This is a genomic window from Nonomuraea aurantiaca (assembly GCF_020215705.1).
Taxonomy (GTDB): Bacteria; Actinomycetota; Actinomycetes; order Streptosporangiales; family Streptosporangiaceae; genus Nonomuraea; species Nonomuraea aurantiaca.
Window position 1 is genome coordinate 300,675 of sequence record NZ_JAIWNB010000001.1, and the last position, 20,555, is coordinate 321,229.

Below are 20,555 nucleotides of genomic sequence, written 5' to 3' on the forward strand. Positions count from 1 at the left end.
GGCGGCGCGTCCAGGGCCTCACCATCGACCACCTCGTGCTGATCACAGCGCGGCGGTCGCGAGCCAGCGGTCCAGGAAGGCGCGGTCGCCGTGGACGGTCAGCGCGTCGGGTGAGCGCCTGCCGTACAACATCAGCAGCAGGTCGCTCACCGGGCCCTGGACGGCCGCGTCGCCCTTGGCGTGGCCGCGCGCCCAGCTGATCCGGCCCGCCGGGCCCTGGGTGAGGGTCCATTCGCCGTCGGCGTCGCTCGCGTGGAGGTGGATCGTGGCCCCCTCCGCGTCGAGCGCCGCCAGGCGCTTGGCCACCCAGAACGCGTACGGCAGCGTTTCCAGAAACTCCTCGATCCCGTCGATCGCGACCGGCGCCTCGACGACGGGCGCCACGCCGACCGCGAGCTCGGCGTCACAGCGGTGCACGACCAGCTCGAACAGCATCCGGCGGGCCCACCAGCTCACGCGCTGATCGCCGCCCCAGGCCCAGACGGGCGTGTCCGGGTCGGTCGCACGCAGCGTGGCGACCAGCTCCCGGGCTCCCGAGCCCAGCCAGGCCGGATCGCCGCGCTGCCCCTCGGCCAGGCCGTTGGGCACCTGGCGGGACCAGATCGGCTCCTGCCGCCCCGTCTCCACGATGTGCACCACCCACCGGTGCAGCGTGCCGACGTGCGTGATCAGGTCCGCCAGGGTCCAGCCGGGACAGTGCGGCACCGGGGTACCGGGATCGGCTCCGGTGGCCAGCTCGGCCAGCCGCGCGCTCTCGCTCTCCACCAGCCGGGGATAGTCCGTCACGTGACCGAGACTAGATCAGACCGACTTGCAGGTGGCACCCCGCCCGGGCATCTTCCCGGCCAGCAGGTAGGAGTCGACGAACCGCTTGACGCACTTGTTGCCCGACAGGTAGGCGCCGTGCCCCTCGCCCTCGTACGTGACCAGTGTGGCCGTCTTGAGCTGCGCGGTCAGCTTGGGCGCCCACTCGTACGGCGTGGCGGGGTCGCCCGTGCCGCCCACCACCATGATCGGCGCCGAGCCGGTCGCGTCTACGTGCTTGGCCTCGTCGTCGCCCTTGACCGGCCAGACGGCGCACAGCCCGCCGGGGCCCTCGCTGCCGAACAGCGGCGACACCTTCACGGCCGCGTCCTCGGTGCGCCGCAGCGTGGCCAGGTCGGGCCGTTCGGAGGTGTCGGCGCAGGTGATGGCCGGGAAGCTGGTCATCTGCGTGGAGTACGTGCCGTCCGGGGACCTGCCGGTGTAGGAGTCGGCCAGGTAGAGCAGCGCCTGCCCCTGGCCCTTGAGCGCCGCGCCGAGCGCGTTGCCCAGGAACGGCCAGGCGAACTCGGAGTAGAGGGCGGCGGCGACGCCGGTGGAGGCCAGGCCCTGGGTGAGGTCGCGCCGGCCGACCTTGAGCGGCTTGACGGCCAGCTGGTTCATTAGCCGGCCGACGTTCGCGGCGGCGGTCGGCACGTCCTTGCCGACCTCGCAGCGGTCCTTGACGCAGGACTTCAGGAAGCTCTGGTACGCGTGCTGGAAGCCGCGGGTCTGGGCCAGGGTGCGCTGCTCGAACGTGACCGTGGGGTCGAGGGGGGCGTCGAGCACCATGCGGCCCACCCTCGTGGGGAACTTGGTGGCGTAGACGGCGCCCAGCTGCGTGCCGTACGACATGCCGACGAAGTTGAGCTTCTCGTCGCCCAGCGCGGTACGCAGCCGGTCCATGTCGCGGGCGGCGTTGACCGTGCCGACGTACGGCAGGATCTTGCCGGAGTCCTTCTCGCAGTGCTGGGCCAGCTCCTTGTTGGCCGCGTCACCCTCCGCGCGGGTCTGCTCGTTGTCGGGCAGGGTGTCGAGGGCCATGTACTTGTCCAGCTCGGCAGTGTCGCCGCAGCGCACCCCCGAGCTCCGCTCCACGCCGCGCGGGTCGAAGCTGACCAGGTCGTAACGGGAGCGCAGGCTGGAGAGCGACTTGGCGGCCTGGTCAAGGGTGTCGACGCCGGAGCCCCCCGGCCCGCCGAAGTTGAACACCAGTGAGCCCAGCCGCTTGCTCTGGTCGGTGGCGGGGATCTTGATGAGCGCCATCTCGATCTTGTCTCCACCGGGATCGGCGTAGTCGAGGGGCACCGCCAGCTTGGCGCACCGCACCGAGGTGTCCTGCCTGGCCGGTCGCTGCCCGTCGGGCCGCTTGAGGTCCGTGCACGGCCCCCAGGCGATCTGCTCGGCGGCGCCGGTGTCTCCATCCACAGCCGGTTTCGTCGGTGCGCTCATGCAGGCAGCAGCCGATGTGGCCAGCGTGACAACGGCAAGGACGCGTCGCATGTCCATCTCCCCCTCGATAGCTCCGGGGGAAGTTTTCCCCACAATACGTGAGTGCGTATCAACGGCGCGAGGCGGCACGTACCCCTCCTGACGGAAAATGGCGACGCCCCCGCGGAAGACCTTCCGCGGGGGCGTCGCCGTCAGGTTGTGCGCTCAGACGCCCATCGACTGGGTGTCGTTGCTCTCCGCGCCACCGGCCTCGGTGACGCCGTTCTTGAGGTGGTAGCGGGCGATCGCCTCGCGCAGCACCTCGCCGTCGAGCTCGCCGCGCTTGACCAGGCTGGTCAGCACGGCCAGCGTGATCGAGGCGGCGTCGACGTGGAAGTGGCGGCGCAGCGCCGAGCGGGTGTCGGACAGGCCGAACCCGTCGGTGCCCAGCGAGGACCAGTCACCCGGCACCCACTGCGCGATCTGGTCCTGTACGGCCTTCATGTAGTCGCTGACGCCCACGAACGGGCCGGCGGCCTGGGAGAGGGCCTGGGTGACGTACGGCACGCGCGGCTCGGCGTCGGGGTTGAGCAGGTTGTGCTCCTCGCACGCCAGCGCGTCGCGGCGCAGCTCGGTCCAGGAAGTCGCCGACCACACGTCGGCCGACACGCCCCAGTCCTCGGCCAGCAGCCGCTGGGCCTCGACGGCCCACGGTCCCGCTACGCCCGACGACAGGATGTTGGCCTTCGGTCCCTGCGTCTGCGGCCCCTCGGCGAACCGGTAGAGGCCCTTGAGCAGGCCCTGCACGTCGAGGTCCGCCGGCTGCGGGGGCTGCGTGTAGGGCTCGTTGTAGACGGTCAGGTAGTAGAAGACGTTCTCCTGCTGCTCGCCGTACATCCGGCGCAGGCCGTCCTTGACGATGTGCGCGACCTCGAACGCCCACGAGGGGTCGTAGGAGAGGGCGCCCGGGTTCGTCGAGGCGATCAGCGGCGTGTGGCCGTCCTCGTGCTGCAGGCCCTCGCCGTTGAGCGTGGTGCGGCCGGCCGTGGCGCCGAGCAGGAAACCGCGGCCCATCTGGTCGGCCATCTGCCACATCTGGTCGCCGGTGCGCTGCCAGCCGAACATCGAATAGAAGATGTAGACCGGGATCATGTGCTCGCCGTGCGTGGCGTAGGCCGTGCCCGCCGCGATCGCCGAGGCCATCGAGCCCGACTCGCTGATGCCCTCGTGCAGGATCTGGCCCTGGACGGCCTCCTTGTACGACAGCAGCAGCTCCCTGTCGACGGCCTCGTACGTCTGGCCGTGCGGGGAGTAGATCTTCGCCGTCGGGAACATCGCGTCGAGGCCGAACGTACGGGCCTCGTCGGGGATGATCGGCACGAACCGGTGGCCGATCTCCTTGTCGCGCATCAGGTCCTTCAGCAGGCGCACGAAGGCCATCGTGGTGGCCACCTGCTGCTTGCCCGAACCCTTGCCGAACTGCTCGTAGACGTTGTCGGCGGGCAGCTTGACCGGCTTGGCGCGCATGACGCGCTTGGGCAGCACGCCGCCCAGGGCCGCGCGGCGCTCCCGCATGTACTCGATCTCGGGGTCGTTCTCGCCCGGGTGGAAGTAGGGGGGCAGCTCGCCCTCGAGCGCGGAGTCGGGGATCGGCAGGTAGAGCCGGTCGCGGAACTCCTTGAGCTCGGCCTTGGTGAGCTTCTTCATCTGGTGGGTGGCGTTGCGCGCCTCGAAGTCCTTGCCGAGCGTCCAGCCCTTGATGGTCTGGGCCAGGATGACCGTCGGCTGGCCGACGTGCTCACGGGCCGCCTTGAACGCCGCGTAGACCTTGCGGTAGTCGTGACCGCCGCGCGACAGCTTGCGGATGTCGTCGTCGGACATGTGCTCGACCATCTTGCGCAGGCGCGGGTCGCCGCCGAAGAAGTTGTCGCGGATGTAGCCGCCGGACTCGACGGAGTAGGTCTGGAACTGGCCGTCGGGCGTGGTGTTCATCTGGTTGACCAGCACGCCGTCGACGTCGGCCGCCAGCAGCGGGTCCCAGTCGCGGCCCCAGACGACCTTGATGACGTTCCAGCCGGCGCCCCGGAAGTAGGACTCCAGCTCCTGGATGATCTTGCCGTTGCCGCGTACCGGGCCGTCGAGCCGCTGCAGGTTGCAGTTGATGACGAAGGTGAGGTTGTCGAGCTCCTCGCGGGCCGCCAGGCCGATCGCGCCGAGCGACTCGGGCTCGTCCATCTCGCCGTCGCCCAGGAACGCCCATACGTGGCTGCGGCTGGTGTCCTTGATCTGGCGGTTGAGCAGGTAGCGGTTGAACCGCGCCTGGTAGATCGCCCCGATCGGGCCCAGGCCCATGGAGACGGTCGGGAACTCCCAGAAATCGGGCATGAGCCGCGGGTGGGGGTAGGAGGGCAGGCCGTGGAAGCCGTGCGAGAGCTCCTGCCGGAACGCGTCCATCTGCGCCTCGTTGAGGCGGCCCTCCAGGTAGGCGCGGGCGTAGATGCCCGGCGCGGCGTGGCCCTGGAAGAAGACCTGGTCGCCCGACTCGCCGTGGTCCTTGCCGCGGAAGAAGTGGTTGAAGCCCACCTCGTAGAGCGACGCGGCCGAGGCGTAGGTGGCGATGTGGCCGCCCACGTTGGTGCGCGCGTTGGCGCGGGACACCATGATCGCGGCGTTCCAGCGGATGTAGGCGCGGATCCGCCGCTCGACGTGCTCGTCGCCGGGGAACCAGGGCTCGCGCTCCGGCGGGATCGTGTTGATGTAGTCGGTGCTGCGCAGGCCCGGCACGCCGACCTGGTGCTCGCGGGCGCGCTCCAGCATGCGGAGCATCAAGTAGCGAGCTCTGCTGCGGCCCTCCGTCTTGACGACGTTGTCGAGGGACTCGAGCCACTCGTTGGTCTCACTGGGGTCGACATCAGGCAGTTGGCTGGGTAGGCCGTCGCTGATGATCGAGAATCGCTGGCGTCCGGAAGCCACTGGGTCTCGCCTTCCGAGGATGACTGATGTCTGGTCTGGGTCGCCTTCCATCCTGGTCGCTTACCGTAGAAAGTGCATCTCTACTGGCCGGTAACCAGTGTGTCCCTGCTGGCAGGGTCACGATCAGTGGCCTAGACCACCGATGGTAGGACGAATCCCGGCCAAGGTTACCTTGGCCCGTCAATTTAACAAGACCGGAAAAGCTACGAAATTTCGCCGGGCGTGGCGTGGAGGGTCCGTCGAAGGGACCACCGGGGCGCGATGCGCCGGGCGAGTCTAGCCGCAAGCCTCTGAGCACTCTCGCCGGCGGCGGGTCGGGGGCGACGATCCCGCCCTTGACCAGCACGACAGCGGCAGGGGGATGACAGGTGCGGCTCGAAGCGCCGCATCCTGCCAGCGTAACGTTTCGGTCAGGATTCTCCCTCTCCCTACGGAGGGAGGAGTGTGTCCCTCTTTTCGAACGGCGCTCTCCGTACGAGTCTGGAGATATGAACGCGACGATAGGCGACCGGCTGCTGGTGCACGGCAACACGGTCGGCGAGCGGGACCACGGTGGCATCATCATCGAGGTCCACGGCACCGACGGTGGGCCCCCGTACATCGTGCGGTTCGACGACGGGCACACCGGGCTGGTGTTTCCCGGCCCTGATGCGGTCGTCGTACCTAAGTAGAATTCGTGTGTGAGATCTCAGATCATCTCCGTGGCCACGGGTTCACGGGAGACGGTGCACGACATCACCTCCGACTGCGCGGACTTCGTGCGGACGCTGGGGGAGGACGGGCTGCTGCACGTCTTCGTACCGCACGCGACGGCCGGGGTGGCACTGATGGAGCTGGGGTCGGGCAGTGATGACGATCTCGTCGCCGCCTTGCGCGATCTGCTCCCGGCCGACGACAGGTGGCGTCACGCCCACGGGTCGGCCGGTCATGGCAGGTCACACGTCATGCCCGCGCTAATCCCGCCGTACGCGACCATCCCCGTACTCGGCGGGCGTCTGGCACTGGGCACCTGGCAGTCCATCGCAATCGTCGACCTTAATGTCGACAACCCGCAACGCCAGGTCCGCCTGTCGTTTCTGTCGGATTGATACGGCCCGACTACGGCCGTACCCGTGGCGACCGTTGACGACTAAGGGTCACAGCGTGTGGACTGTCCCGAAGCGATAAACCGCATATGCGGGGCCACTCAAGCAGGAGGGATAAACGTGAGCGCGACCGCGGGTCAGGCGCAAAGTGAGCGCGGCCTGGCCGAACGGCTCGGCCTCAAGCCGGGTCAGGTGGTGCAGGAGATCGGTTGGGACGAGGACGTCGACGACGAGCTTCGCGACTCCATCGAGGACCTGACCGGTAACGAGTTGCTGGACGAGGAGACCGACGACGTAGTCGACGTGGTGCTGCTGTGGTGGCGCGACGGCGACGGCGATCTCTTCGACGTCCTCACCAACGCCATGCGAGCCCTCGCCGAGGCCGGCCAGATCTGGCTGCTGACTCCCAAGGCCGGGCGCGACGGCCATGTGGAGCCGAGCGACATCGGGGAGGATGCCGCTACCGCGGGTCTCTCGCAGACCAGCAGCATCTCCGCCGCGCCTGACTGGTCAGGGACCAGACTGGTCTCGCCGAAGGGCCGGCGCTAGGGAGCCTGAGCGCCTGCCATGCGGCAGGATGGCGTGTGTGAACGAACGTCCTGCCGAGGTCGGCGCGCTTGCTCCAGACTTCGAACTGCGGGACCAGCACGGCACTCCGGTGAAGCTGTCGGGCCTCCGGGGGAGGAAGGTCGTGCTGGTCTTCTATCCGCTTGCCTTCAGTGGCGTGTGCCATCGGGAGCTGTCGGCGCTGCGCGATGCCCAGGAATCCCTGGCTGACGCGGCGCTCCTCACCGTCTCGGTCGACTCCATGTTCACCCATCGCGCCTGGGCGGACGTGGAGGGTTACGCGTTCCCTCTGCTCTCCGATTTCTGGCCACATGGACAGGTCGCGCGGGCGTACGGTGTGTTCGATGACGAGAAGGGGGTTTCTCTGCGGGGGACCTTCATCATCGACGGCGCGGGCGTGATCCGGTGGTCGGTGGTCAATCCGACCAGCCAGGCACGTGACGTAGCCGATTACGTCAAGGCACTCGCCGACATTTCTTAACGGAGGAAACGATGCCCTGCTACCGCTGCGGGGCCCGGCAGACGGACCCCGTCCGTGGCGCCAGCCCGTGGAAGCGGGGGGTACGCCGCGAGACGCAGGTGCTCATCTGCCCGGACTGTCAACGGCTGCACGACCTCGACCTCGACGCGTGCGGCACGTGCGGGTCCACGGCGCTGATCTGCCGGCTGGGTGAGGTGGAGTGCAGGGCCTGCGGGGCCGTGCGGCAGGCGCGGGCGGACGCGTTCGTGGGGTCGGACGCGATGGCGGGCTCGGGCGCCCCGCCGGGCCTCTCGGCCGAGGTCGAGGCGGCGCTGAACCGGGTACTCGGCCGGGCCTGACCTGGGGCGCCGAGGGCGCCGGGGGCGCGGCCTTGGGTGCGTCGCGGGCGAAGCGCTGGGGGCGTTGGAGGCGAAGCCCTGGGGGCGTCGGGGGCGCAGCCCGCCTTTATCCAGACATTTGCTGAGCTGCGCTATCGTCTCCTGCGTGTCTGCAATGAGTTCGTTCGTGGTGGCGCTCGACGTCGGTGGCACGTCCATGAAGGGCGGCCTGGTCAGCGAGTCCGGCGCGGTGCTGCTGAGCGAGCGTTGCCCGACTCCGCGTACGGAGGGCCCGGAAGCGGTCGTGGCCGCCATCCGCGAGTTCATCAGCCACCTGGCCGCCTCCGGCGACGGCATCCCGGCAGGCGTCGGACTGGCCGTGCCTGGGCTGGTGTCCGAGGACGTGGCCGTCTACGCGGCGAACCTCGGCTGGCGTGACGTCCAGGCCTCCGACTTCACCGCGCTCGACGTGCCGGTCATGCTGGGTCACGACGTACGTACCGGCGGCCTCGCGGAAAGCGTCCTCGGCGCGGGGCGCGGCGTCTCCGACTTCCTCTTCCTGCCCATCGGCACGGGCATCGCCGGCGCCATGATCGTCCACGGCGAGCCGTACGGCGGCTCCTCCGGCTGGGGCGGCGAGATCGGCCACATCCCGGTCTTCCCGGACGGCGAGGAGTGCGCGTGCGGCCAGTTCGGCTGCCTGGAGACGTACGCGTCGGCGGCCTCGGTCGGCCGGCGCTACAGCCTCCGCTCCGGCCTGAAGGACGTCCGCGCCGAACAGGTCGTCTCCTCGGACGACCCCCTGGCCGTAGAGGTGTGGGACGAGGCGGTGGAGGCCCTCTCGCTGGCCCTGGCCACGTACACCCTGCTCCTGGACCCCTCCATGATCGTCCTGGGCGGCGGCCTGGCCGAGGCGGGCCCGGCCCTCTTCGACCCCGTCCGCACCCGCCTCGTCAAACGCCTCGCCTTCCGAGACGCCCCACCCCTGCTGCCCGCCGCTCTGGGCGTCGACGCCGGCATGCTGGGGGCGGCCTTGCTGGGCTGGCGCGCGGCCGGCCGGGAAGACCTGGGGGCCGGGTGGGTGGTGGATGTGCGATCGGAGCCGTTGGTGTCGTAAGGTGTAGTGCCGATCAGGGGCGGTTAGCTCAGCGGTAGAGCACTCGCCTTACAAGCGAGGGGTCACTGGTTCGAACCCAGTACCGCCCACCTGTGAGAAGGCTCCGCTCGTGATCATGAGCGGAGCGCCTGCGGGATGGGAGACATCGTCTCCTGGCTGAGGGTGCGGGAGGACGGCCTGCTCACTGCGCGGGCCGTACCCCGCCTACGCCTCCCCTGGTAACTCAGGACATCATCCTGAGGTTTGCGCTCACCCGCGCCCGTTCCGGCGCTCGCTCGAGGTACGCGGCAGCACCCGCCAACGCCGCCGCGGTCAGCATCAGCACCAGGAACGCCGGCCCGGTCGGCACCAGCGCGAAGTTGCGGATCAAGCCCGCGATCACCATGAATTGGACGCCGGCCAGCAGTTCCAGCCGGTCGTGCGTCACCTGGGACTCCACGACGAACAACACCAGCAGGACCGGGAGATACGCGGGTACCCACGAACTTCCAGGACTGTCGCCGCTCGGGGGACCGAGGACGCCGAAGGCGACCAGAACCGTGGCCGTCATACCCAGCACGATCGACCGCCAGGCTCTTTGCCGCCCCGTGTCCAGGCTCACGCGGACAACGAGCGCGCCGATGAGGACCAGGATTGTCATCGATCCGATTGTCGGGCCGTCCACCTCGGCCACCGGGATGGGAATCATCAGATCGATGACCGTCACTGTCACTGCCAACAGGCCGGCGACGGCCGCGACGACCCTGGCCGGGCCCTCCAGGGCCAAGGCCATCTCCACGAGCACCACCAGCAGGATGAGCACCGTGCCCATGAGAGTCATCAGCACCTCGAACGGGGCTTGCAGGCGAGCGATCGCGATGATCTGGGCGAACAGGCCCACGTGGAGCGCGGCCAGGCCGGCCGCGGCACCCAGTATCACCGTACGTGGCCGGCCTTCTCTGAGCAGACCGACCACAATCGCGGTGCCCACGAACAGCATGAACCACGTCGGCTCGACGCCGCCCCGCAGCCAGAGGTATCCGATACCGGACTCGCGAGCCATCGGACCGACCATCAGGAGCAGCGCGGACAGGAAGGCGAGGGCGCGCAAGGTCGGAGTCCACGGGCGACGCCCACTCGCGAAGGTGTCTCGGGGAACGACCTCGTCTTCGTCTCGCCGCACGGGGGATCGCCGGACGACTGCCGACTCGGTTGTGGGAGGCGTCACGGACTCCCCTGCCGACTCAGTTGTGGGAGCGAGCGTCACGGACTCCCCTGCGGGCTGATCGCCTGCGCCCTTCGCGGCCGCCGCCGATGATGACGGTCGTGGTACTGCCGGCGGAGCGGTAGGAGTGAAAGTCGAGGCAGGGGAGTGTGCCCGCGTGTCGGCGCCGAGGGCCTGCGCCGCGGCGGCCGAGACCATTCGACTGTCGTCGTCGGCCAGCCTTTCCAGCGTCAGCCGGGCCGCCAAGGCCAGACCCGCGTGGCGACTGCGCCGCAGCCGGGCCAGCGTATCGATCGTACCGGCCCTGATATCCGCGATCGGATGGTCGACGGCCTCCTGGAGCTCGGGCGGCAACGGCGCTGGCCGATTCACGGGCCGGCTGCGTCGCGCGATGACCAGATCCCCCTGCACGTCGAACGTCCACTTGCCCGGTGTCTGCTTGGGCGTGCCGGTTCGCACCTTGTCGTAGACATAGTCGTACAGCTCGTGGATGCCCACATAGCCGTCCTGGTTACGGTCGGCGTCGCCCGTCTCGAGCCCCTCCACGAGCGCGCTGGTGAACACCGAAGGCGACGTGTCCCGGGCATCGGCCAGTTCGGGTCCGTCGAAGGCGTACTCCAGAGCGTTGGACGCGGTGATGACCACCCGCCCGCGCCCGCCGAACTGCTCCTCGACGTGGAGGTCCGAGCCCGCCCGTGAGAGCGCGCCGCGCCCGAACGCGCCCGCGTAGCAGCAGTCGAGCAGCAACACGATGCGCCGGCATCGGCTGCGGCTCATCAGCCGGTTGACGAACTCGGCGGACACAGCGGTGGCGCCGAGGCGGTTGAGCTTGGTGCTGGGGGTGGCGAAGTACAGCTCGCCGTTGTCGTTCTTGACCCCGTGGCCGGAAAAGTGCAGCAGGAGCAAGTCGTCGGGGTGCCGGTCGGCGAAGAATTCCTCGACAGCCTCGTTGATGACAGCGGTGGACTCGTTCAGCATCGTACGTACCTCGAACCCGCCGATGGCCGCGTCCCCGAGCACGCCGGCCAGTGCTTCGGCGTCGAGGGCCGGCGCCCGCAGTCGCCGCAACCCGGGATCACCGTACTCGTCGCTGGCCACGATCAGCGCCACACGCCGACCTGCCGGCGCAGGTGTGTCCGGCTGCCTACGGTGTAACCACACGTCGATGAGCTCGCGTTGTTCTTTGGACGCGATCCCGGTCACCTCCAGGACGTCACCCTCTACGTCCAGCTTGACCGAACGGTGCTGGTTGCGAGAGAGCCAGGCGGTCACCGCGTTCACGATCGTGGCGAGCACTTCCGTACCTGCCAGCCCGATCACCAGTCCGCCGAGCGTGAACGTCAGGTCCCCCCGGGCGCCCTCGGGAGCTTCCGCCCCTTCTTCGGCGCTTACCACCACGTCCAGTCCCAGCAGCTCGTCCTTGAGGCTGGCAGTGGCTTGGTCCAGGTCCTGCGCATCGGCGGCGGTGTCGGTCATCTGAACGCGCAGCCGGATCGTCTCACCCGTCATGAGCCCACCCCGCGGAGACAGGACGCCTCAAGCAAGGCGTCTTACGCATAATAAGCATTTACGCGACGGTGAGTCACGGTTCATGCTCATCGGGTTAACTACTTGAAGGGAGGTGGGTCCGCGTACAGCCCCACTCGCTGGCGACATGCCTCATACGCCATAAGAGATCATTACCCTTGACCTGCGAGAAGAGGGCAACAATCCAAGATGGCCATCGCTGACCAGGTGGCCGCCTTGTGCGAGCGCATCGTGTAGGACCCGCGTTCCGCTGTCGAAATCCGTCTCTCCATGTCAGCTGGTTGTCGAACCTTGATGGAGTAGGCGAGGCGACCGTTGCCGTTGACGTACGGCGTGACCGAGATGGCGTCGAACTCGACGGGCGTGAACGGCAGCCCCGGCATCGGGGACGGCGGAACCGGCTGGACCGGCGCGAGGATCTTGACCGCCCCCGTCTTCTGGGCGGGCTTGAGGGCCGGGTCACCGTCCATGACCGCGACCTGCCAGACCAGCTCTGCGGTCTGCTTGTCGCGGGCCTGCACGAACCGGCCGTTGGATGAGGCGTCGAAGTCCTTGACGGGCTCGACCTCGCCGACGATGTAGCAGCCGTGCGGGAAGACCATGGCGAAGGTGACGGGGATGGGGCCTTGCAGAGCCATATCTGCTCCTCACTTGGATGACAGGCACTCGACCTATTCCGGGGATAACTCTCCGTAGCTTGCTGGGGCAAGTTACAAGGCGAAGGTGGCGGCGGTATCACTCATGCGATAGACAGTCGCGCAGGCCAATGGCCCGACATCTAGGGAGGGTCTCGTGCGAATCGTATGGGGCTGCTTAGCTGTAGTCCTGATGGTCCCACTGGTCGGGCTGTTCCTGCTGTACAAGATGCCGATGTGGCGCGATGATGCCCGGTTCGACGACTTCCGTGGCCGAGTGCTGGCCCATCCGCTACCGCCCGAGACACACAGGCAGAGCGACAGTGTCGCCACCTTTGGCAAGATCTCCGGAGGAAACGGCGATTACTGTGAGTACCGGGTCCGATTGGAGCTTCGAACAGGCTTGCCACTGAAGGAGCTCTACGCCTACTACGACAAGGCCGCGATCGCCGGAGTAGCCGACGACGAGGCGCAGGTGTCCCTGCACGTGAGCGAAGACACCGGAGACAGCAGAACCGTCACCGTGGAGTTCGGCGACATCAGCTACAGCGACTGGGACCTTCGCTGCACATGAACGGCAGCGCGATCACCCAATCGGGTAGGCGTCCTCCAGCTCGTGCCGGTCAGCAGGCAGCAGAACCTCCACGACGGCCAAAGGCCGGCCAGAGGCGTCCCGTACCGCGCCGAAGACGGCCAGAAAGCGCTGATTCTTCGGCATGGCAAGTTGCTTGACCTCGTGAGCAGAGGGCATGCGAGCGGTGATCTGCTCCATGATGTGATCGAAACGCACGCCCTTGCGCGCCTGAAGATGCTCGCGGAAGCCCTGCCCCAACGGCTCACCGCTGGTCAGATCCGTCCCCTCGGACAGCTCCAACGGCGGCCAGAGCGACACCCATGGAGAGTCCAAGTCGAGCGTGAACGCTTTGTGCACGAATACCGTAGTGCTCTGGACACGGCGCGCGAGGTATGGCGATACCGCCAATTGCGGGAGATCCTTCACCTGCGGGACCTGCGCGCCACGCCCTACGCGCACGCCGACTTTGAGCAGCGGGCTAGAGAGGCGGCCGTTGGTCGCCCGGGTGACCTCGTCTCCATCGAGCGGGTCTTTCCCGGTCGGCGTGGAGGACGGCGGTCGGTGGGCGACGTGGTGCGCTCAGGTGTATACGGGGAGGCGTGCGTACGGCAGTGGGCAGCCCGTGCACAGCTTGATGGCCTCTGCGCACGCAGGGCCCGAACCCAGAGGTCCGGGACAGCCCGTCACCGAGGTCGGTTGCCCTTCCTTTTACGGCCGGCCGGTACGGGCCGGCGGCCGGAGCCATTCTTGGCGGATTTCTGTGCCTGCCGCTGTGCCGGTTTCTCCGCAGGGGCGGCGGGCGTACGGCCTCGTGAGCTGTTCGCTGTGCGGCCGCGGACGATGCCGATGAAGTCTTCCACCAGTTCAGTGGTCGCGTCCTTGGGCCAGGCCAGCGCGACCTGAGACTGCGGCGCCTCCGGCACCGGCCGGTACGTGAGGTCTCTGCGGTGGTGGAGGCGTGCCAGCGACTGCGGGACCAGGAGCAGCCCGGTGCCGGCCGCTACCAGCTCGACCGCGTTCGCCGTTGTGTCCGGGCGGGTGAACGCGGGTAGCCCGGGCCGGACCGGCCACTCGATGGTGTCGTCCAGCGGGTGCAACACCTCGTCGTCGGTCAGGTCGGTGAGGGCGACCTCGTCGGCGGCGGTCACCGCGTGGTCCTTGGGCGCCACTACCACCGTGGTCTCCACGTAGAGAGGAATCACGCTGAGGCCGTCGCGGTCGATCGGCAGTCTGACGAATGCGGCGTCGGCGCCGCCGTCCCGCAGGAGGCCCACCACCTCGGCGGCGGGAACCGCGACGAGGGTGATCGGCACGTCGGGGATCCTCTCGGTCCAGACGTTGACCCACTTCGCGGGTGTCACCCCAGGCACGTACGCCAGCCGGAACACCCTGCCGGTCTCCCCATCAGTCACTTCCACAGAGTACCGATGTCAGGGGAACCCGTTCCGACTGACTACGCTTGGCGCCATGACCTCGTCCAAATCGAAGACCATCCAGACGATGAAGCCCGAGACGGCGGCCAAGAAGCTGGGTGTCCTCCTTTCGGCCACTCCCGCCGAGTTCCAGGCGGGTGTCGTCTCCAGGGACGAGCTGAACGAGTTGCAGTCGACGCCACCCGCCTGGCTCGCTGACCTGCGCCGCAACGGTCCGCATCCCAAGCAGGTCGTCGCCGCGAAGCTCGGGGTCTCCATTTCCGGCCTGACCAGGGGCGGGATCACCGAGCCCCTCACCACCGCTGAGATCGATGCGCTGAAGGCGGAGAACCCCGCGTGGCTGGAGCGCGAGCGGTCCGTCCAGGCCGAGGCCCGCAAAGAAGCACTCCGCCTCAAGCAACGCTAGACAATTTCCCTTTTGGGGGTACGGGCTGTTGTGCGTCGGGCGGGCGTCTGGGAGTGGCTGATCGGCTAGGGTGACCGGCCGTGAGGATCCTCATCGTCGGTGGTAGTGGGTTTCTCGGCCGTGAGCTGGCTCGACAGTGTTCGTTGGCGGGGCACGAGGTCGCCGCGACGTATCTGAGCCGGTCCGGGGAGCTCACCGGCGTTGAGTGGGGGCCGCTCGATGTGCGCCGACGGGAGGACGTCGAGGTGCTGATCGGCGCCTTCCGGCCCGAGGTGGTCATCAACGCCGCGTACCGGCAGGCGGATTGGACCACCACGGCGATCGGTGCCGTGAATGTGGCACTGGCCGTCTCCACGGTGGGTGGGCGGCTCGTCCATGTGTCCAGCGACGCGGTCTTCTCCGGCGCCGCGATTCGTTATGACGAGATGTGCGTCCCAGACCCGATCAGTCCGTACGGCGCGGCCAAAGCCGCCGCGGAGACGGCGGTGAGCGCGATCGCGCCGGCCGCGGTGATAGCCCGGACATCCTTGATCATTGGCGACGGTGACTCCCCGCACGAGCTGCTGGTGCATGCGCTTGCCACCGGCAGGTCGAGGGGAGTGCTGTTCACCGATGATGTGCGGTGTCCCGTGCATGTGGCTGACCTTGCGGCGGCGCTCTTGGAACTTGCCGCGTCTGAGCATCGCGGTGTCCACCACGTCGCCGGAGCCGATGCGGTGAGCCGGTACGAGCTCGGGGTGCTCATCGCTCGTCGCGATGGTCTCGACGCGGACCAGTTGCCTTCGGGTCGGCGGGCGGACACCAAGTTGCCCGGCCCTCTGGACGTGCGCTTGGACTGCGCCATGACTCAGCGGAAGCTGCACACCAAGTTGCGCGGCGCCCGGCAATTTCTGGATGGCGGGTAGTTTCTGGAAGTGGTGGGCAGCGTTGATCGCGACGTCGATCTGAAAGGCGGGGTACGCAGGTCGCCTGGCGTCCCCAGTCTTTCGAATCCGCCGCCACGGCCTCAGTCGTCGAGCAGCCGCCACGCGGTGAGGGCGAGTCTGGCCCGTATCAGGCCGGTGGGCTCGGTTAGTTCGATGCTCAGGGTCTTGCCGAGCTGTTCGAGTCGGCGGGCGACGCTGCTGTGGTGCAGGTGGAGAAGGTCGGCGGCCCGGCGTAGGGAGCCGGTGGCGCAGTAGGCGTCCAGCGTCTCCAGATCTTCCGGATGACCAGCGGCCAGTGCGGCGATCGCGGTCACGTCGGTGTTGTCGCGCGAGGCGTCCTGAGGTATCTCGGCCAGGAGCGCCAGCGCGCCCAGGTCGTCGAAGTGGACGACCGGCTGGCGTGGGGTGGTGAAGCGGAGGGCGGTGCGGGCTTGGCGCCAGGATCGGTTGGGGGTTTCGGCGGCGCCGATGCCCGCGCGTACGTCCGCTGGAAAGCGGGCCGGGTCCAGAGTGGTGGCCAGGATGACGCCCACGTCGGCGAGCGGTGCCGCCTTGACGAGGCGGTCCGGGCAGATCAGGCCGCCGACCCGGTCGAGCGGAAGCCGCGCGTGTACGGCGGCGACGCGGACCGGCAGGTCGGCGGGGAAACCCAGGAGGCGCAGCGCCCGCGCTCTGGCCGCCTCGTCGCTGTCGGCGCTGATCACCAGCTCGACGAGGGCGGGGTCGGCCATGGTGGTGCGGGCCGGGCCGTACCTTTCGACGACGGCCGCGGCGGCGATGGCGAGGCGGTCCAGCAGCACTTCGTCGAGGGGATTCGCCGGGCCGGGGCGTTCCAGCCAGACCGTGCCGATCTCCTCCTCGTCGAGCGTGATCGTCACCGTGGAGGACGGGGGCAGCGGTGGGGCGGAGGTTTCCCCGCCATCGGGAGAGACACGGATCACCCGTCCCGTGCCGTGGAGCCGGATCCCGGCCACGCACTCGGCCAGGCCCGCCGAGGCCCGGGCCAACGCCGGCAGGTCCACCCGTCGGCGCATCAGCGTGTCGTAGAAGGTGACGACGCGGATCGCGCCTTCGATGTGCGAGTCCAGGTGCGACAGCCGCTGGGCCAGTGCCTCCATGACAGGAGGATAGGGCCTGCCTGACCAGAAGACAGCGCCGATCGACGCGTCATCTGGGCGAAATGCCCGACGGATGGCGGGTGGTCGCTGGGGTGATGGCCGCGAGGATGACCGACATGAATCCAGAATTGGAAGCTTTCATCCCGTTGGTCCCCAAGGTCGATCTGACGGACCCGGTGGCCGCGCGCAAGCAGTACGCCGCGTCGGCCGCCGAGAGGGCGGCACCGGACACCGCGGACCTGGAGATCGAGGACCGCACCGTGCCCGCCGATCCGGACGTGCCGGTGCGGATCTACCGCCCGTACCAGGCCCGCGGCGCCATCGTCTGGCTGCACGGCGGCGGATTCGTCATGGGTGACGTGGACACCGAGCACCTCTGGGCCGCCCGGCTCGCCGCCGACTCCGGCGTGGTGGTGATCTCGGTGGGCTACCGGCTGGCCCCCGAACACCGGTTCCCGGCCGCCCTGGACGACGCCTACGCCGTACTGACCTGGACGGCCGAGAACGCCGCCGAGCTCGGTATCGACCCGGGACGGATCGCGGTCGGAGGGCACAGCGCCGGTGGCGGGCTCGCGGCCGCGGTGGCGTTGCGGGCGCGTGACCAGCAAGGGCCGCCGATCCGCTTCCAGCTGCTCAACGAGCCCGAGCTCGACGACCGGCAGGAGACGTGGTCGGCGCGGCAGTTCACCGAGACGCCCTGGATAAATCGGGACGCGGTCACCGCATCGTGGCGGTACTACCTGGGTTCGGCGCCCGCCACGCCCTTCGCGGCGCCGGCGCGGGCCGCCGATCTGTCCGGCCTGCCGCCCGCCTACATCGCCACTGCGGAGTTCGACCCGAACCGCGATGATGACCTCGCCTACGGGCTGCGCCTGCTGCAGGCGGGCGTATCGGTTGAACTGCACCAATGGCCCGGCACCTTCCACGGCTCGCAGGCGATCCTGTCCGCGGAGGTATCGCAGCGGCAGCTCGCCGACCTGGCCGCCACCCTGCGCCGCGCCCTGGCCGAGTGAAGTCGCGAGCAACCCAGGTCGGGCGGCCACCGGACGAATGATCAGCCCATGAGGAGTTCTCGGGCATGACGATTACCCCCATCGATCTCTTGGCGTCTTCTCTCCACCTCCACCCAGACGGCCACGTGCACACCGAGAAAAGAACACCGGACTCCGACCAGGACGGCTGGCAGCTGACGGCCTTTCACGCCAAGACCGGCGCCGATGTCCACGCCGACCACTGGGAGGTCCACCCCGAGGCCGAGGAGGTCGTGTCCTGCATCATCGGGAAGATCCGCCTCCACCTCCGCCCGGACCGGCCGGGACAGCAGGAGGAGGAGATCAGGCTGGTGGCCGGAACCGCCGCGATCGTCCCGCGCGGCCGATGGCACCGCATCGAGCTGGACATCCCCAGCACCATCATGGCCGTCACCCTGCCGCGTGGCAGCCGGCTGGAGAAGCGGGCCGATGTCTAGGCCAGACCCGTCGAAATCCACGAAGGGGGAGCGATGACCATTACCGACCTCGCCGAGGCGAGGCAGCGTTCCGCATCACCACAGATGCCGCGCCCTTACGGCTGCTGTCCGGACTCGGGCATCTTCTCGACGGCCAGGTGCAGCTGACCTTGCGCCGGCAGGTGGCGGCGCGGCTGGGGCGGGTGCCGATCGGCTGGTTCTCCCGGCGCCGGACCGGCGAGCTGGCCAAGGCCGTGGGGGAGGATGTCGGTGCCGTGCACCCGTTTATCGCCCATGCCCCTGGCGAGCTGGCCTCCGCGTTCGTGGTGTCGCTGATCCCTGCATCCGGTGGAGGTCGCGGGCCGGCTGGCCGCGTACTGCCTGCGCCGGGTGGTGGAGCCGCAGGAGGTCAAGGAGAAGGAGGCCCTGCTGGAGGAGTTCACCGGGAGCTGGACAAGATCGGCGTCGAGCGCCACTGGCCGGCGCCGGCGGGCCACTGATCCTTTCAGCATGATGTTTTTGTCGGACCGGTGGCTCACACTCGCCATGGACACCACCCATCGAGGAGGAGAACCCATGGCGAGGGGATCCAGAAGACAGGACGTATGGGTCCTGGGGGTCGTGGGAGTGGCCGTCGCCGGGATGGTCGTGGTCTCGTTCGTCCGCGATCATCCGGTCTGGGCGGCGGCGATCGCCTGCCTGGTCCTGGCGCTGCTCGGCGGCGGGCTTCTCCTGCGCTACCAGGCCATCGAGGCGCGGAGACGGCGGTTCCTGGCGGCCAACGTGGAGTTGGCGAAGATCGACCGGATGTCCGGAACGCAGTTCGAGCACCTGGTCGCCCAGCGGATGATCGCCGATGGCTTCCGGCAGGTCCGGGAGCGAGGCCGTAGCGGCGACGGTGGGGTGGACATCACCGCCGTCGCTCCCGGGCACGGGAGGTACGCCATCCAGTGCAAGCGCTACAGCAAGACCGTCGGCGCGCCCGAGGTCCGCAACTTCCTGGGAGCGCTCGCCAACACCTTCGCCGGGCACACCGGAGTCCTGGTCACCTCAGGGGCGCTGACCCGTCAGGCCCGGCTGGAGGCGCTCGGCGCCCGGCAGCCGCTGATCCTGGTCGAACGCGATCGGCTGGCGGACTGGCTGCTGGGCACGGTCTCGCTCCTGCCCGCACGGCCGAACGGGGTCCTGATCGAAGGGGACGAGCCCGCGGGCTGAAGTACCCGGCCTGGGCGCGAAACCGCAGGTCAAACTGCGCCTCCCGGCCCGCGCGTGCTCGAAGCGGATGGTGCTCTATGCGGCTTCTGGATGTTCTCTGTATGGCTCATCCGCACTCTTGATCTCCAGCAAGAGTGCTTGGAACGACCCCATAGACCCATGCGCGGCTCTGGCACGCGTCGAAAGGATTGGCATGCGACCCAAAGGTGTGCTCACGGCGGGGTTCGCCCTGTTTGTCTGTCTCGCGTCGGGCCAGGCCGCGTTAGCGAGCACGACGGGGGCCGAGGCCGGTCCGACGCCGACTGCTACGCCTACCGCCACCGCCACCCCCACCCCCACGCCGACCTCTGGGGAGGACAACAACGACCCCCCGAACCAGGTGGAGGGGCCGCAGGTGTCGACCCTGGCCGCCCCGCGCTTCCAGCTGCCCTTCCCCTGCGGCCAGAAGTGGACCGGCAACTCCAGCGGCAGCAGCGCGCACCGCTCGTACGAGATCGACTTCAACCGGGGCAGCACGGCGAACGCCGACCTCGGTGACACCGTGGTCGCCGCCGCGGCGGGCACCGTGGTCATCTCGGCCCACCAGGGCTCGACCAACGGCTACGGCAACCTGGTCAAGATCGATCACGGGGGCGGCTACACGACCTTCTACGCGCACCTGAACTCGCGCGCCGTCGCCGCGGGCGCCAAGGTCACCCAGGGCCAGAAGATCGGCGCGGTCGGCAACACCAGCAAGCCGGGCAACGGCATCTCGCCGCACCTGCACTTCGAGGTGCGCAAGGGCAGCAGCTACCCGTCGAACATCCAGAAGGCCGTCTTCAACGGCGCCACGTTCGGCTACCCGAACCAGACCCTCACCTCCAAGAACTGCGGAGGCGGCAGCGGCGGCAATCCGAACACCGCCGAGTCGGTGTGCGGCAGCGGCTACAAGGTGATCGACTCGGCCGCTCTGGGCACGGCGGGCAAGGTCTACCTGCTGTTCAACTCGGCCAACGGCAAGAACTGCGTGGCCACGATCAAGGCGACCTCCCTCGGCAAGGCCACCGCCACCAGCGCCTTCCTTCAGGTCAAGGGCAAGACGAAGGCCACCGACACGGGCAAGTTCACTTACTACGCGGGTCCGGTAACCGCCGGCGCGGCGGACAAGTGCGTCAGCTGGGGCGGCACGGCCGGTACGGCCACCTACACCAGCCCCTTCGAACACTGCAGCTGACGTGTGAGCCATGAGCGCCGCCACCCCTTCGCGGGTGGCGGCGCTTTTCTGTGAGGGGAGCGCGGTCCTCGGCCGGTAAGGAGAC

The 20,555-nt window shown here is 68.7% G+C and carries 22 protein-coding genes, 1 tRNA gene and 1 pseudogene; 15 read left to right on the forward strand and 9 right to left on the reverse strand.

All coding sequences use genetic code 11. The features are described 5' to 3' along the window. Positions 1–42 precede the first annotated feature (42 nt). The 3 genes from LDL49_RS01405 to aceE all read right to left on the reverse strand — a co-directional run bounded on the left by LDL49_RS01405 (position 43) and on the right by aceE (position 5,205). Positions 43–786, reverse strand: a complete 744-nt coding sequence (locus tag LDL49_RS01405) for a maleylpyruvate isomerase family mycothiol-dependent enzyme (RefSeq protein ID WP_225289009.1) — start codon at positions 784–786, stop codon at positions 43–45. Between the two features lie 15 nt (positions 787–801). Next, entirely contained in the window at positions 802–2,304 is a 1,503-nt protein-coding gene (locus tag LDL49_RS01410; RefSeq protein ID WP_225289010.1) for an alpha/beta hydrolase, read from the reverse strand. 153 nt (positions 2,305–2,457) lie between these two features. Continuing rightward, a complete protein-coding gene (gene aceE / locus LDL49_RS01415; RefSeq protein ID WP_372470278.1) occupies positions 2,458–5,205 on the reverse strand; it encodes a pyruvate dehydrogenase (acetyl-transferring), homodimeric type in 2,748 nt (915 codons plus the stop codon). Between the two features lie 488 nt (positions 5,206–5,693). Here aceE and LDL49_RS01420 point away from each other — a divergent pair, with 488 nt between their 5' ends. The 7 genes from LDL49_RS01420 (at position 5,694) to LDL49_RS01450 (ending at position 8,861) form a co-directional block, all read left to right on the forward strand. Continuing rightward, positions 5,694–5,876: a DUF1918 domain-containing protein gene (locus tag LDL49_RS01420; protein WP_225289011.1), complete on the forward strand. Its 183-nt coding sequence runs from the start codon at positions 5,694–5,696 to the stop codon at positions 5,874–5,876. Positions 5,877–5,885: 9 nt separating this feature from the next. Continuing rightward, on the forward strand, positions 5,886–6,293 hold the full coding sequence (locus LDL49_RS01425) for a secondary thiamine-phosphate synthase enzyme YjbQ (RefSeq protein WP_225289012.1): 408 nt from the start codon (positions 5,886–5,888) through the stop codon (positions 6,291–6,293). A gap of 117 nt (positions 6,294–6,410) precedes the next feature. Continuing rightward, positions 6,411–6,839, forward strand: a complete 429-nt coding sequence (locus LDL49_RS01430; protein WP_214635722.1) for a DUF3052 domain-containing protein — start codon at positions 6,411–6,413, stop codon at positions 6,837–6,839. A 37-nt stretch (positions 6,840–6,876) separates the two neighbouring features. Next, entirely contained in the window at positions 6,877–7,338 is a 462-nt protein-coding gene (locus tag LDL49_RS01435) for a peroxiredoxin (protein WP_225289013.1), read from the forward strand. Between the two features lie 11 nt (positions 7,339–7,349). After that, complete coding sequence (locus LDL49_RS01440; protein ID WP_225289014.1) at positions 7,350–7,676, forward strand: hypothetical protein; 327 nt, start codon at positions 7,350–7,352, stop codon at positions 7,674–7,676. A gap of 154 nt (positions 7,677–7,830) precedes the next feature. Further along, positions 7,831–8,772 carry an ROK family protein gene (locus LDL49_RS01445; RefSeq protein WP_225289832.1) on the forward strand — a complete coding sequence of 314 codons (942 nt, stop codon included), beginning with the start codon at positions 7,831–7,833 and terminating at the stop codon, positions 8,770–8,772. A gap of 17 nt (positions 8,773–8,789) precedes the next feature. Further along, positions 8,790–8,861 (forward strand) — tRNA-Val (locus LDL49_RS01450). 134 nt (positions 8,862–8,995) lie between these two features. Here LDL49_RS01450 and LDL49_RS01455 read toward each other — a convergent pair. Both LDL49_RS01455 and LDL49_RS01460 read right to left on the reverse strand, forming a co-directional pair. Continuing rightward, positions 8,996–11,485 carry a caspase family protein gene (locus LDL49_RS01455; protein WP_225289015.1) on the reverse strand — a complete coding sequence of 830 codons (2,490 nt, stop codon included), beginning with the start codon at positions 11,483–11,485 and terminating at the stop codon, positions 8,996–8,998. Positions 11,486–11,655: 170 nt separating this feature from the next. Beyond that, a complete protein-coding gene (locus LDL49_RS01460) occupies positions 11,656–12,141 on the reverse strand; it encodes a plasmid replication, integration and excision activator (protein ID WP_225289016.1) in 486 nt (161 codons plus the stop codon). A 154-nt stretch (positions 12,142–12,295) separates the two neighbouring features. Here LDL49_RS01460 and LDL49_RS01465 point away from each other — a divergent pair, with 154 nt between their 5' ends. Next, positions 12,296–12,712 (forward strand): hypothetical protein, encoded by a 417-nt coding sequence (locus tag LDL49_RS01465; RefSeq protein ID WP_225289017.1) that lies wholly within the window; start codon positions 12,296–12,298, stop codon positions 12,710–12,712. A 12-nt stretch (positions 12,713–12,724) separates the two neighbouring features. On the opposite strand, the gene LDL49_RS01470 is transcribed toward LDL49_RS01465, so the two are convergent. After that, positions 12,725–13,030 carry a UTRA domain-containing protein gene (locus tag LDL49_RS01470; protein ID WP_372470337.1) on the reverse strand — a complete coding sequence of 102 codons (306 nt, stop codon included), beginning with the start codon at positions 13,028–13,030 and terminating at the stop codon, positions 12,725–12,727. On the opposite strand from LDL49_RS01470, the pseudogene LDL49_RS59025 reads away from it, so the two are divergent. Continuing rightward, positions 12,947–13,159 (forward strand): annotated as a pseudogene (locus LDL49_RS59025) (DUF6247 family protein); the annotation flags it as partial. The gene LDL49_RS01470 and the pseudogene LDL49_RS59025 overlap by 84 nt on opposite strands. 236 nt (positions 13,160–13,395) lie before the next feature. On the opposite strand, the gene LDL49_RS01475 reads toward LDL49_RS59025, so the two are convergent. After that, positions 13,396–14,124: a LysR family substrate-binding domain-containing protein gene (locus LDL49_RS01475; protein WP_225289019.1), complete on the reverse strand. Its 729-nt coding sequence runs from the start codon at positions 14,122–14,124 to the stop codon at positions 13,396–13,398. 55 nt (positions 14,125–14,179) lie between these two features. On the opposite strand from LDL49_RS01475, the gene LDL49_RS01480 reads away from it, so the two are divergent. Both LDL49_RS01480 and LDL49_RS01485 read left to right on the forward strand, forming a co-directional pair. Next, the gene (locus LDL49_RS01480; protein ID WP_225289020.1) at positions 14,180–14,551 is read left to right on the forward strand and encodes a DUF5997 family protein; all 372 of its coding nucleotides are present in this window, start codon (positions 14,180–14,182) and stop codon (positions 14,549–14,551) included. A gap of 80 nt (positions 14,552–14,631) precedes the next feature. Next, positions 14,632–15,456: an SDR family oxidoreductase gene (locus LDL49_RS01485; protein ID WP_225289021.1), complete on the forward strand. Its 825-nt coding sequence runs from the start codon at positions 14,632–14,634 to the stop codon at positions 15,454–15,456. A 101-nt stretch (positions 15,457–15,557) separates the two neighbouring features. Here the strand turns inward: LDL49_RS01485 and LDL49_RS01490 are convergent, their stop codons facing one another. Further along, positions 15,558–16,595: a PucR family transcriptional regulator gene (locus LDL49_RS01490; protein ID WP_225289022.1), complete on the reverse strand. Its 1,038-nt coding sequence runs from the start codon at positions 16,593–16,595 to the stop codon at positions 15,558–15,560. Between the two features lie 116 nt (positions 16,596–16,711). On the opposite strand from LDL49_RS01490, the gene LDL49_RS01495 reads away from it, so the two are divergent. Next, complete coding sequence (locus tag LDL49_RS01495; protein WP_225289023.1) at positions 16,712–17,608, forward strand: alpha/beta hydrolase; 897 nt, start codon at positions 16,712–16,714, stop codon at positions 17,606–17,608. Positions 17,609–17,673: 65 nt separating this feature from the next. Continuing rightward, the gene (locus LDL49_RS01500; protein ID WP_225289024.1) at positions 17,674–18,063 is read left to right on the forward strand and encodes a cupin domain-containing protein; all 390 of its coding nucleotides are present in this window, start codon (positions 17,674–17,676) and stop codon (positions 18,061–18,063) included. A 95-nt stretch (positions 18,064–18,158) separates the two neighbouring features. On the opposite strand, the gene LDL49_RS01505 is transcribed toward LDL49_RS01500, so the two are convergent. Next, the gene (locus tag LDL49_RS01505; protein ID WP_225289025.1) at positions 18,159–18,554 is read right to left on the reverse strand and encodes a hypothetical protein; all 396 of its coding nucleotides are present in this window, start codon (positions 18,552–18,554) and stop codon (positions 18,159–18,161) included. 64 nt (positions 18,555–18,618) lie between these two features. Between LDL49_RS01505 and LDL49_RS01510 the strand changes: the two genes are divergently transcribed. Both LDL49_RS01510 and LDL49_RS01515 read left to right on the forward strand, forming a co-directional pair. After that, entirely contained in the window at positions 18,619–19,257 is a 639-nt protein-coding gene (locus LDL49_RS01510; protein ID WP_225289026.1) for a restriction endonuclease, read from the forward strand. 193 nt (positions 19,258–19,450) lie between these two features. Continuing rightward, positions 19,451–20,470, forward strand: coding sequence for a M23 family metallopeptidase (locus LDL49_RS01515; protein WP_225289027.1), 1,020 nt, complete (start codon positions 19,451–19,453; stop codon positions 20,468–20,470). Positions 20,471–20,555: the final 85 nt, after the last annotated feature.